The following is a 1178-nucleotide window of genomic DNA, read 5'->3' on the forward strand; positions in this document are numbered from 1 at the left end:
CACCTGCTCTGCCGCTTTGAGCTCGGGCCGCAGCACCGCGCCATAGAGGCGCAGCATCCAGCCGCGCCCCTCGCCCGTGACAGACTCCGGCGTGTAGCCGGTGTCGACCAGCACCGGCCCGGCCTGCGGATGCAGGATCAAGCCGTAGCGGACGCGCAGCCGCACACTGTGCCAGCCGCCGCCGCGCAGGATCAGCCGTTCGGCGGCACTGACCCAGGCACTGTTAGCAAAGTGGACCTTCATGCCGGGCCTCCGCCGGCGAAGGTGCGGTCGAGCCCCTGCGCGAAGGCGATTTTCGGCGCCCAGCCGAGCAGGCGGCGCGCCTTGGCGAGGTCGAGACTTTGCGCGTAGGCGAAGAGGCCGAGCCCATAGCGCGTCACCGGCGGCTCGGGACGGCCGGGAAGAGCGAGCGCTACCGCCTCCATGGCGCCGGCGGCCAGCATCGCCGGCCAGAGCGGCATCCGCCGCCAGCGCGCCGCGATGCCGGCGCGGGCGCAGGCCTCGTCGGCGATGCGGCGCACCGGCAGCGGCTCGCCGCCCGACACGTTGAAGACCTCGCCTTCCGCCTCCGGCGGCGCGGCAAGCGCCACCATCACCGCATCGACGACATCGTCGACATGGGTGAGATCGATGCGGGCGCGGCCGTCGCGGAAGACCGGCAGCGGACGGCTCTTCGCCGCCTTGATGAGGCGCGGCAGCAACGCGCGGTCGCCGGCGCCGTAGATGCCGCGCGGCCGCAACGCTACCGGGTGGATGGCGGGCGCCGCCAGCACCAGCCGCTCAGCCTCGCGTTTGGTGCGGGCATAGTGGTTGACCGGATCGGGCAAGGCGGCGTCCTCGGTGAGACCGAGCTGGTCGCGAAAGGCGAAGCACACGGACGGGCTGGAAATGTGGACGAAGCGGCTCACACCTCGCCGGGTCGCGAAATCGAGCAGGTTTTTCGTCGCCGTGACATTGGCCGCCTCGAAATCCGCCAGGCGCCCGAACGGCGCTGACAGTGCCGCGCAATGGACGATCCGCTCGACCCTGCCCAGTCTCGGATCGAGCGCGCTGTCGAGCGGCTGCGACAGGTCATGGCGGATGATCCGATGGCCTGCGGCCTCCAGCGCCGCACAACATGCCGCATCACGGCCGAGCCCGAGCGCCAGCGTGCCGGACGCGGCCAGCCTTTCCAGCAC

General features: G+C 71.6%; 1 protein-coding gene and 1 pseudogene. Both read right to left on the bottom strand.

Annotated features, from left to right (window positions below; translation table 11 throughout):
• Positions 1-243, bottom strand: a pseudogene (locus EN738_RS34450) (MBL fold metallo-hydrolase); the annotation flags it as partial.
• On the bottom strand, positions 240-1178 hold a 939-nt coding region (locus EN738_RS34455), incomplete at its 5' end, for an NAD-dependent epimerase/dehydratase family protein (protein WP_245494856.1). The gene EN738_RS34455 and the pseudogene EN738_RS34450, both read right to left, overlap by 4 nt.

Source organism: Mesorhizobium sp. M4B.F.Ca.ET.017.02.2.1, from assembly GCF_003998955.1.
GTDB lineage: Bacteria > Pseudomonadota > Alphaproteobacteria > Rhizobiales > Rhizobiaceae > Mesorhizobium > Mesorhizobium abyssinicae.